This is a genomic window from Paraburkholderia sp. RL17-373-BIF-A (assembly GCF_046030175.1).
Lineage (GTDB): Bacteria > Pseudomonadota > Gammaproteobacteria > Burkholderiales > Burkholderiaceae > Paraburkholderia.
Genome location: NZ_JARESO010000077.1, coordinates 22,503 through 33,143, shown reverse-complemented (window position 1 = coordinate 33,143; position 10,641 = coordinate 22,503). Strand labels below are relative to the sequence as shown.

Here is a 10,641-nt window from a genome sequence, read left to right as displayed (position 1 = left end):
CTGTTGACGCCATCGCGTCTCGAATTCGCGCCAGTGAGCTTTTCTCACCATAGGTCGAGATAAAGTCGTTTGTTGTGAGGCGGCACGTCCGCTACTCTAAATGCACGCACCAGTCTCAGCGGGCGCGTCAAATCAAGCGCACGAACACGCTCCTTCGACCATTGCGTCAGGGAATGCGGCTAAGCATATAAAGCGCGAGTCCTTGACGGACGATTATTCAAATTGTTGGAGACAAACATGGGATTCAATCGTAGAAACTTTCTCATCACCGGAACCGGAGCCGCCTTTGTCGCTGCGACAGGCCTCCTGGATGGTCCGTGGGTTCGGCGCGCCAACGCGGCAGAATTCTCCTATAAGGTCGGCACGAACCTGCCGGCAAATCATCCGCTGAATGTTCGCATTCAGGAGGCAGCGGATGCGATCAAAAAGGAGACAGACGGTCGGGTCGACCTTCGGGTGTTTCCAAATAATCAGCTCGGCGGCGACCCCGACATGTTCTCGCAGTTACGGGCTGGCGCACTGGAGTTTTATACGGTCTCGGGCGCTAATACCCTTTCGACTCTGGTTCCCAAGGCATCCATCTCCGGAGTCGGCTTTGCATATAAAGACTATGACCAGGTATTCGCAGCATTCGATGGCGACCTTGGCGCCCATATTCGCGGGCTGATTGGAAAGGCGAATCTGATCGTGCAGGACAAGATCTGGAACAACGGGTTCCGGCAGATCACGACCAGTACAAAGCCCGTCAAGACTCCTGCCGACCTCCAGGGGATGAAAATACGGGTGCCGGGTGGTCGTCTCTGGATCTCGCTGTTCAAGTCGCTTTCCGCAGCCCCCGCGTCGATCAGCTTCAACGAGGTCTATTCTTCGTTGCAGACAAAGGTCGTCGACGGACAGGAGAACGCGCTCGCTGTAGTAGACGCTGCGAAGCTTTATGAAGTCCAGAAATATTGCTCGATGACGAACCATATGTGGGACGGCTACTGGTTGCTAGGCAACAAGACAGCGTGGGAAAAAATGCCGCCCACCGTCCGTGACATCGTCTCAAAGCACCTCAATGCGGGGGCACTGAAGCAACGACAAGACGTGATCCAGTTAAACGCCTCCCTGCAAAAGACGCTCGCGGGCAGAGGGCTTGCGTTTAACACCGCTGACGCGAACGCGTTCCGCCAAACCCTGAAATCTGCGAACTTCTACACGGAGCAGAAGCAATTCTTCGGCGACGAAGAATGGAGTCTCATGGAGAAATACACGGGGAAGCTGGCATGAGAACGCAAATGCTGAAAGACGTGGATGACGCGCTCGAACAACAGACCAGCGCAACCGTCCACCACACGACGAAGACGATGCCCCGCTGGCTGTCCCGTGTGGACTTCGCACTCGGCGTAATCGTCTCTGTGCCGGCGGCACTGCTGGTGCTAGCAGAAATTGTCCTGCTTTTCAGCGGCGTTGTGGCCCGTTATGTCCTGCACCACCCGTTAATCTGGAGCGACGAACTCGCTGCCATCCTGTTTCTCTGGCTCGCCATGACAGGTGCCGCTACGGCGTTGCACCGAGGCAGCCACATGCGCATGACGGCACTGGTCAACCGCATGGGCGAGCACTGGGATCCGTTCTGGGACACCATTTCGATGGTGGCGAGCATGCTTTTTCTCGGGCTCATACTTGTTCCATCGATCGCTTACATCAAGCAGCAGTGGGACATTCTGACCCCGACAATGGAGATCAATGACGGCGTACGCGTTGCGGCTATCATCTTCGGGGTTGTGTCGATGCTGCTGATCTGCGTGGTCAAGCTGTTAGCAATCGGCTGGAAGACCGCTATCGCTGGGATTACGGTGTCGCTAGTGACTGTGTTTGTGCTGGAACATGCAGGGCCGGTTTTGCAATCGCTTGGAAACCTGAACCTGGTGATTTTCTTCGTTGGTGTGGTCGGTTTCACCGTCCTGAGCGGAATGCCTATCGCATTCTCCTTCGGCCTTTCCGTGTTTGCTTATCTTTCAATGTCAACGTCCATGCCGTTGGAAATTGTCGTCAGCCGCATGGACGAAGGAATGTCTCAAATCCTTCTGTTGGCTGTGCCGATGTTTATTTTCCTCGGGCTTCTCATAGAGATGACAGGGATGGCACGGGCGATGATCAACTTCCTGGCATCGTTGCTGGGTCACGTTCGGGGTGGCCTCTCATATGTTCTGGTTGGCGCGATGTATCTGATTTCCGGGATTTCCGGTTCAAAGGCGGCCGATATGGCGGCCGTTGCTCCGATTCTGTTCCCTGAGATGAAGAAGCGTGGGGAGAATCCCGGCGAGCTCGTCGCACTGCTATCGGCAACCGGCGCACAGACCGAAACGGTTCCGCCAAGCATCGTGCTCATCACGATCGGATCGGTTACTGGCGTATCAATCTCTGCGCTTTTTACCGGTGGTCTGTTGCCGGGGCTCGTACTGGCGTTCATGTTGTGCATGCTTGTCTGGTGGCGGGCCCGAAAATTCGAGCCCACGTCCTCCACGAAGGCCGCGTGGAAGTTGGTCGGAAAGGCATTTGTGGTATCGATCCCGGCGTTGGCCCTTCCGGTTGTCATCCGCGTGGCGGTGGTGGAAGGCGTAGCCACGGCAACGGAAGTTTCGACAGTCGGCATCGCGTATTCTGTTGTCGCCGGGCTCATGGTGTATCGATGCTTTGACTGGAAGCGTGTTGGCCCCATGCTCGTGGAGACGGCCGCTCTTTCCGGTGCGATCCTCATCATCATTGGTACGGCTACAGCGATGGCGTGGGCGCTCACACAGTCCGGCTTCTCTCACGGACTGGCGGATTTCATGCAGCATCTGCCAGGGGGCGCGTTCACCTTCATGCTTGTGTCAATCTTCATGTTCATCATCCTGGGCAGCGTCCTCGAGGGAATACCAGCCATCGTGCTCTTCGGGCCGTTACTTTTCCCCATTGCCCGAGCGGTTGGCATCCATGAAGTTCAATACGCGATGGTCGTCATTCTTTCGATGGGTTTAGGGCTGTTCTCGCCGCCGTTCGGGGTCGGCTATTACGGCGCGTGTGCAGTCAGCAAGATCTCGCCGAACTTGGGCATTCGTCCAATCATGGGTTATATGGCGGCACTGTTCATTGGCATCGTGGTGATCGCGGCGGTACCGTGGATTTCGACCGGCTTTCTGAAAAGCTAAGAGGCGGGTACACGCAGAAATCGAAGAGGCTGGACGCACGTCCAGCCTCTTTGTTTAAAAGTCGCTTCAGGCGATCGTTGGCGATGTTGATAAGTTGATAATGCGATCAGATGCCGCGAACCAACTTTCGCCAGCGCCGATCTGGATAGGGCTTCAGTGGCGTTGCCGCCGGTATCAAGTTGGGGAGCAGATCGGTGCCGTGTAACATGCTCGCCTGTGCCGATACGATACGCTGGGCGGACGATCAAGCCCCGTGGGTTTTATCGGCGCTTCGGGTTTGATCGCACTGCAGCAAGGCTTTCCCAGATCGGACTACCAACATTCCAAGGAGCTGTTCCAACTTAGCGTGGCATCGTGTGAAAAGCCCCCCCGGATATGCCGCTAAGCTGGACGTCGTAGATACATACGATCTTCTCGAGGATAGAGCTAGCGTCCTCACTGAGCGTCCATGGCCCGCCGCCTGCGCGAACAGCAGCGATGGCCTCTATCTCGGCTTCAGCGTCACAGTAAAGCTGATAGTTGCCGGCACCCAGCCCCTCGTTCCACATCAAATATGAGAGGTATGTTGTTCGGATGAGTTGATATAGGAGATGCTGGCTACCGTGGCCGGATTGAAATGAAGCGAGGGCGAGGTGAGAGACTAAAGACAGGTCTTTGACAAGCGGCAAGGGAAGCGGAAGAAGCATCTGTTTCGACAGCGCCGGTCGGTGTCGTGGCTTTTTGAGATTCCGTGCTTTCGTTACCATGGCGGATACCAGCGCCTTGCCGAAACTCATGGGGGCCCGCGCGCCCCCATGCCCTGACGTATGAATGAAAGATCAGGAAGGGTAGACGATTCTCAGCAGATTACTGATGCCGGGCGTGCCAAACGGGACACCTGCTGCGATCAGGAGCGGTTTGCGGCGGTCGACACCGATCCGATGCGCTGCCGCCGTGGCCTTCGTGACCATATCTTCAACGTTCTCCGCATCGTCGACATGTAAAGGACAGGCACCCCAAGTCAACGTAAGTTGACGCGCAACGGCTTCATCAGGAGTGAGCGACAGGATGCGGGAGGTTAGCCTTTCGCGAGCAATCCGCTCGGCAGTCGCGCCGGAAGTGGTTTAGGCGACGATTGCTGCAACCGACAACATTGATGTAATGGTAAAGATCGCTGCGCTAATCGCCTCCGGTGCGTCAGCAGAGGCCGGTGGCCTGACTGCTTTCAGCAGTTGACGATACGACGGCGCATTCTCTGTGCGCTCGATAATCCTATTCATCATCGAAACGGCTTGGACTGGAAAGGCACCTGACGCGGACTCTGCGGACAGCATAACGGCATCGGCCCCGTCAAAAACGGCCGTCGCTACGTCGGACGTCTCTGCTCGCGTGGGCACGGCAGAGTTCACCATCGACTCCAGCATCTGCGTTGCTACGACGACAGGCTTCCCGGCCTCTCGGCATAAACCCACGATTCGCTTCTGGATTACCGGGACTTCCTCGGGTGGCAATTCAACACCCATATCGCCACGCGCAATCATGATTCCGTCAGATGCCTCGATGATCTCCTCGATCGAATCCACGGCGGACGGCTTCTCGATCTTGGCGATAATCTTAGCCCGGCCTTTGATCAGATTACGCGCTTCGCGCACATCGTCTGCCCGCTGCACAAAAGACAGTGCGATCCACTCTACGCCTTGTTCCAGGCCGAATTGGAGGTCTTGCTTGTCCTTTTCGGTCAGTGCTGGAATGGGGAGGACCACGCTCGGGACGTTGACGCCTTTTCGGTCCGAAAGGATGCCGCCGATGACAACTTCCGTCGTCATACAGGTAAGCGACGTATCGACAATCTTGAACCTCAGCAGGCCGTCGTTGGCAAGCAAAGTATCGCCGATCGCCGCGACTGCGAAGATTTCCGGGTGAGGGAGACAGACCCTCGACTCGTCACCGGGCGCGCTATCAAGGTCAAAGCTGAAGGCCTGTCCTGGCCGCAGATCGACTTTCCCATCTTTGAACCGCGCCACACGCAGCTTCGGCCCTTGCAGATCAAGCAGCACGCCGATCGGACGACCATGTCGGGCCTCGATACGGCGAATTGCTTGCAGTCGCTGAGCCTGTTCCTCATGGCTGCCATGGCTCATGTTCAACCTGAAAACATCGGCGCCGGACACATACAGGCTCTCAATCAGGCTTTCGGCGGAGCTTGAAGGTCCGAGCGTCGCAAGGATTTTCGTGGAACGGTTTCTATTCATCGATGAAGATTCTCAGGTTGCGGAAGACTTCGTGCGGAAGGGACGAGGAATCGAAGCGGGCCGGAGATGACGCCGCTCGGGTAAGCGAGCAACTACCGCCTTCCGATGTGACGACATTGCAGTCGGTCTCGATCTGTACAGGGAACCTATGCGATCGAGACTTCCTGCGCGTGACTCCGTGCCAAGGTCCTCCTGTTCGCAATCGCCGAAGCGTCGGACCGTTGTCCGACGTTCTTGATTGACCAACGGGAACGCGCTTTAGATCGCGGTCCCCGTTAGCATCTACTTTGCGGCGTGATGAAAGTGTGGCTGCGCCGCGGGGCGCGGCGGTTATCTTGTGGTGCCATCCCGGGCGATGACGAAGAAGTTTTCGTCGCCCATTTGGCCGCCCTTGAGCGCAAGCTGAAGGTTTCGCAAATGAGACTTATCGGAAAGCACACGGCACAATGGCGCGCCTGCGGCGAGGCGCCCGTCAATCTCAAGTGCATCGGGCCGAAGAACCTGTGTGACTTGACTCGACGTATCGCCGCCTGACAGAACCAGGCGGCGCAAATGAGTGGCCTCAAGGACAGCACTCGCGACCGCGCCAAGCCGTTGGCCCAGCAATCGCCCCCCTTGATGCCGAGCGTCGTCCGGGGTCAGTCCGTCGGCAGTAAAGCACTCGAGCATTTCCGCGATGCGTGTATCGCGCGGGCCACGGGCAGTATGCATGATGACACTGCGCCCGTCGCTGAGCAGCGCAATCGTGCGGCCGACGATATCTTGAGCTGTTTGCTGCCACGAGTCTTCCCGGACGAGCGCTTTTGCGTCGATGGCAATCTCGGCGAAGCCTGCCGCGATCGCCGTGTCAATCTGTGCGGAAGACAGCGGTGACGCACTGCCGGAGATGGCAAGAATTTGACTCGTGGGCGCGATATGGTCGTAATATCGCTGCGTATTGGGAAGCTTCCCGAGTTCACGCCACCATTGGGTCAGCGCATACTCGACCCCGGACGAGCCAATGGTAAATATGGGACCGACCGTTGAAGCGTAGCCGTCAAGGATGCGACCGACTTCGGTCAGATGACGTTCCGTGACTGAATCGAGCAAGATTCCCGCGTCGCCGGTTGAAGTTGCTTCCGACCATGCCCGGTCTATTTCTTCTCGAGCGCGTTCCAGACTGGGCAGGAAGATTCCGGAGAGAGGCAGGTCTGTCTGCAGCGCCAGATGGCGCAGAAGATCTCCTTCCATCATCGGTGTGACCGGATGGACGCTCATGATCGGATGGCGATCGATTCGATAAGTCTTGTTGTCGGTACCGGATCGGGCAAACAGGTTGCCAAACGCGCAGTAGCGCTTCAATGCTGGAGTCCCGGCAACAATCGGAACTGGATACCGCGTGATTCCAGCGCGGGCTATCTCCAAAGCTTTTCCGATGCTTCCTATCGCCGGGTCACTATCGAAAGTTGAACAGACTTTGTAGTGAAGGATCGGAGCATTCAGGGCGCGCAGACCGTCGAATACCGATGGAAGGGATGCTTCCATTTCGGACGGGGTCATGCCTCGACTGTCACCTGCCACACCGATAGCGTCAAATCCGCCTAGTTGCGATAACGTCTCGGAAGAAGGCGCTTTCAAGAAAAGGGCGCACCGCAGCCCCGCGAAAGCCAGGACTTCCAGAGCGTCAGTCGATCCGGTAAAGTCGTCGCCGTAGAAAGTCAGACGCAATGCCGCGTCCGATTGTTCGGATTTTGTGCTCATCTCGGATCACGCCGATTGGAAGTGAGACAGGGCAGCACGCAGTGCAGGCCGGGACTCCGCGAAGGTTTTCAGATCTACTCCTTCGACTGCCGCTTCCCACCCTTCTCGCATACTGGCAACACCCGCGGCGATTCCGTGCGGATGTCCGATGATTCCGCCACCGGCCAGATGCATCAGGTCCACGGAGCCCAGTTGAGCGTAAAGGTCAGGAGCTTGAGACGCCCACTGGCCCGACGAAAAAACCGGCATTAGCGGCTGCACACCCGCGAACGGTACCAGGCAGGCACGGGCCGAATCGATGACGGATGTATCTGGCTCCCAGAATTTGCTGCGAATGCCGTTGACGTGCAGATGATCTACTCCGGCAAGTCGCCACAACTTCTGAAACGCCTGAAAGGAGAACCCGAGTTCCGGACAGCGTGTGAACGCCCCCCAGCCGTTGCGATGGCCGTGGATAGGTACTTGGGCATGCTTGCGAAGATGCTCGACGCCAGCAAAACCGACCCAATTAATGGAAACCATCACGCACGTACCGCCGGCCCGCAGAACCGCGTCGTGTCGGTGGAGCATCTCGTCGATTGTGCCGGAGATGTTGATCGCGTACATCGGCATGCGACCCATGCGGTCGGCGTGTCGATGCAAGACCGGCATGACGGCTGCGAGCCGCTCATCAAAGCTCGCGTATGCGGGATCGGCGAGCAGTTCGTCATCCTTGATGAAGTCAATGTCGGCGGCGCAAAGGCTATCGACGATTTCCGCCGTCTGCTCCGGAAGCAAGCCGATGCTCGGCTTGATGATCGTTCCGATCATTGGTCTGTCGTAGACCTTAGCGAAGTCACGGGTTCCACCGATACCGAATTGAGGGCCGGGGAATTGTGCCGCGTACGTTGCTGGTAGATCGATGTCAAGCAGGCGCAGCCCTGTCACTTCCCCTAACTCAAACAGGTTGCCTGCAACAGTCGATAAAAGGGTGGGCAGATTCGCGCCAATGTTGTCCACCGGGAAGGCGATCTCGATCTCGCCTCGGTAATAGACGTTCGGCGGACCCTTGCGTTCGACGTGAGCACTGCGCAGCGACGGCTCGAGAACGGGGGGGTGCGAATCGACCTTCACTACACGAGCCCGGGCACGATTTTTTAGCGCATCAGTCTCTCCCGGGAGCGCGAGAAACGTTCCGCTCGACTGTTCGCCGGCAATGACTTCGGCGGCTTTTGCAATCGGTACTGAGCTTTCGACGAGATAGCGCGCAGTGAATTCCGCTCTTTGACTGGAGGTTTCGACCATGTTCGACTCCGCGTCCTGGGATATTAGACCTGAAACCGGGCGCATGGACGCGTGGGACGCATGCGCTTAAACCGGGGATGTCCTGAATATAGATTTGACGCCTTGCGACATCAAACGATATGATTTCTCGACGCGGAGCGAAAAACTCACAATAGGCCACTTCCATCAGCACTGGGCCTCGGGCCCACAGGAGCCCACGTGCCTCGTCTGTCATTGAATGCGCTGCGCGCCTTTGAAGCCACAGCTCGCCTGCGGAGCTTCGGTGCCGCAGCAGAGGAGCTCTGCGTCACTCATGGTGCGGTCAGCAGACATATTCGCGCACTCGAAGACCAACTGGGCGTGCTACTGCTGTCACGCAATGCGCACGCGACTGAGCCGACGCCTGAAGGGGCGCAGATGGCCGAAGGCCTGAGCGTGGCGTTCAACCTTATCCAAAAGACCGTCGACCAGTTGAAGCCGGGGCCGTTGACCCTCTCGTGCTCGGCCTCGATCATGATGTACTGGCTGCTGCCGCGCCTCTCAAAGCTGAAAAGTGCGATGCCATCGCTTGAGCTAAGTTTCAACACCAGTCATGGCGAGATCGACTTTACCCGCGACAAGATAACGGTGGCAATTCGGCTTTCATCCATCCCGGTGCCCAAAGGTGTCACCCCGATACCGTTGATCGAGGAATGGATCGGGGCAGTCTGCTCGCCGGAGTACATGCGCACAAACCGGATCAAAAAACCGAGCGACCTTGAGCGGGTGCGGCTTCTAGCAACCAATACGCGACCGTCCGCGTGGGTCGACTGGTACAAGGCGACCTCGACTGTGCTCGAAAATCCGCCCGAAATCGCTGAATCGTTCGATCATTTCTATCTTCAGATTCAAGCCGCCAAGTGCGGATTGGGAGTAGCTGCAGTGCCGAGAATGCTCGTCCGGGACGAGCTGGACTCGGCTGGTCTCGTCGCGCCGTTCGGCTTTGTCCCAGGCCCTGTGAGCCTCGTGCTGTGGGTTGCTCCTCATGCCGAGAGTCAGCCGAAGACCGTCGCCCTGGTGGAATGGCTGAGGAACGAGTTGCGTGAAATGGAGACATGAAGCATGCATCGGCTTGCTTGCCGGCATGCGAAATCTGTTTCTCCAGTGTGTGACTTTTTCTCACAGTCTCCAGCTTTATTATCCTTTGACCTTGCCAGCTAGGGCTCCAATAATCTGCACACGAGATGGCGCGTAGCGCCGTCATTTGATCCGCTTCCAGGCATCGTACACGAAGCCGCACAGCGGTCTTACACTGAAGGAGACAACGTGGAGCAGACGAAGCAGAACGGCGCAAGCCGCGTAGCCGTGGTGACTGGCGGCGCTATGGGCATCGGTGCAGATTCGGCAGAACAGCTTGCAAGACGTGGCTATCACGTCGTTCTTGCCGATATCAATAAGAGCGCGGCAGAAGAAGCGGCGTCAGGTTTCCGGCGTGCGGGCCTGTCAGTTTCGGCTACTGAGATGGACGTTTCAAACGCCGAATCGATTGCCGCTGCGTTCGATGCGATCGACAAGACGCATGGGCGTTGCGACGTGTTGGTGAACGGCGCCGGCATTGCCAAGCTGGTGCCATTCATAGACTATCCGCTCGACACGTTTCTCAAAACGATGCAGGTCAATGTAACTGGCGCGTTTTTATGCTCCCAACATGCCGCGCGTCTGATGGTTAAGAACCGCTGGGGCCGCATAATCAATATAGCTTCGGTGGCAGGTGTGCGAGCGGTCGGTACAGGACGCACGGCCTACGGCACGTCGAAAGGGGCTGTCATCGCTTTAACGCGCCAGATGGCGGTGGAGCTCTGTGACTACGGCATTACCGCTAACGCAATCGCACCGGGTCCAGTGGACACGCCGATGACTAAGGCACTCCACAGCGAAGAGTTCCGTGCCGAATACTCAAATGCGATTCCGATGAAGCGCTACGGCACGACGTCGGAAATCGCCGCGGCCGTCTGCTACTTGGCGTCGGAGGAAGCTGGATATACGAACGGGATCGTGCTTCCGGTGGACGGTGGCTTCCTCGCATGGGGGGCAGGCGCGGTTTGAACGGCATTTGACGGCTCGGACACCAACCAACCGCTGGAAGCAACGGATAGTGGCATCCGATTGGCTCTCTAAATCAGTGCGTCGTCGGTGAGCGCCGGCTTGATCGGCCACAGCGGCCTTTCAGCGCGCCCTGAGCATTTGCAGAC

The 10,641-nt window shown here is 57.5% G+C and carries 7 protein-coding genes and 1 pseudogene; 4 read left to right on the top strand and 4 right to left on the bottom strand.

Annotated features, from left to right (window positions below):
* The first annotated feature begins 237 nt into the window (after window positions 1–237).
* Entirely contained in the window at window positions 238–1,269 is a 1,032-nt protein-coding gene (locus P0D80_RS43755) for a TRAP transporter substrate-binding protein (protein ID WP_408293404.1), read from the top strand.
* A gap of 77 nt (window positions 1,270–1,346) precedes the next feature.
* Window positions 1,347–3,176: a TRAP transporter large permease gene (locus tag P0D80_RS43750; protein WP_408293412.1), complete on the top strand. Its 1,830-nt coding sequence runs from the start codon at window positions 1,347–1,349 to the stop codon at window positions 3,174–3,176.
* A 341-nt stretch (window positions 3,177–3,517) separates the two neighbouring features.
* Here P0D80_RS43750 and P0D80_RS43745 read toward each other — a convergent pair whose 3' ends face one another.
* The 4 genes and pseudogenes from P0D80_RS43745 to P0D80_RS43730 all read right to left on the bottom strand — a co-directional run bounded on the left by P0D80_RS43745 (window position 3,518) and on the right by P0D80_RS43730 (window position 8,431).
* Window positions 3,518–3,952, bottom strand: coding sequence for a hypothetical protein (locus P0D80_RS43745; protein ID WP_408293402.1), 435 nt, complete (start codon window positions 3,950–3,952; stop codon window positions 3,518–3,520).
* Window positions 3,953–3,994: 42 nt separating this feature from the next.
* Window positions 3,995–5,407: pseudogene (gene pyk, locus P0D80_RS43740) on the bottom strand (pyruvate kinase).
* A 330-nt stretch (window positions 5,408–5,737) separates the two neighbouring features.
* Window positions 5,738–7,147: a four-carbon acid sugar kinase family protein gene (locus P0D80_RS43735; protein ID WP_408293399.1), complete on the bottom strand. Its 1,410-nt coding sequence runs from the start codon at window positions 7,145–7,147 to the stop codon at window positions 5,738–5,740.
* A gap of 6 nt (window positions 7,148–7,153) precedes the next feature.
* Window positions 7,154–8,431, bottom strand: coding sequence for a ribulose-bisphosphate carboxylase large subunit family protein (locus P0D80_RS43730; RefSeq protein ID WP_408293396.1), 1,278 nt, complete (start codon window positions 8,429–8,431; stop codon window positions 7,154–7,156).
* A gap of 198 nt (window positions 8,432–8,629) precedes the next feature.
* Here P0D80_RS43730 and P0D80_RS43725 point away from each other — a divergent pair, with 198 nt between their 5' ends.
* Both P0D80_RS43725 and P0D80_RS43720 read left to right on the top strand, forming a co-directional pair.
* A complete protein-coding gene (locus P0D80_RS43725; protein ID WP_408293393.1) occupies window positions 8,630–9,508 on the top strand; it encodes a LysR substrate-binding domain-containing protein in 879 nt (292 codons plus the stop codon).
* 207 nt (window positions 9,509–9,715) lie between these two features.
* Complete coding sequence (locus P0D80_RS43720; protein WP_408293390.1) at window positions 9,716–10,495, top strand: SDR family NAD(P)-dependent oxidoreductase; 780 nt, start codon at window positions 9,716–9,718, stop codon at window positions 10,493–10,495.
* Window positions 10,496–10,641 lie beyond the last annotated feature (146 nt).